Source organism: Acidisoma sp. S159 (assembly GCF_009766125.1).
In the GTDB taxonomy this organism is placed as follows: domain Bacteria; phylum Pseudomonadota; class Alphaproteobacteria; order Acetobacterales; family Acetobacteraceae; genus Acidisoma.
In genome coordinates this window covers 14,880-15,282 of sequence record NZ_LMUG01000080.1, presented here as the reverse complement: position 1 = coordinate 15,282, position 403 = coordinate 14,880, and the positions used below count along the sequence as shown (strand labels likewise).

General features: G+C 62.8%; 1 pseudogene. It reads right to left on the bottom strand.

The features are described from left to right. A pseudogene (locus GSQ92_RS31235) lies at positions 1-403 on the bottom strand (error-prone DNA polymerase); the annotation flags it as partial.

Sequence of the window (403 nt, the reverse complement as noted above, 5' to 3'; positions counted from 1 at the left end):
CTCGTGATAAACACCAACACCCTGCGTGTGCTTGAAGGTCGCCATGGCCCGTCGAAGCTGGTCGGCCTCACTCGGCGTAAAGCCGGCGGCGACAATCGCCACGCGCATCGCCTGTTCCTGGAAGAGTGGAACTCCGAGCGTGCGGCCGAGGACCTTTTTCAGTTCGTCCGGATCGCCATGCTGAGGGGAGGGGCCGGGATAAACCGGCTCCTCGAGATCCCAACGCCGGCGCAGATAGGGATGGACCATATCGCCTTGGATCGGACCCGGGCGGATGATCGCAACCTGGACAACCAGGTCGTAGAACTTGCTCGGCCGAAGGCGCGGCAGCATCGCCATCTGCGCCCGACTCTCGACCTGGAATACCCCAAGAGAATCCGCTCGCTGCAGCATGGCGTAGGTT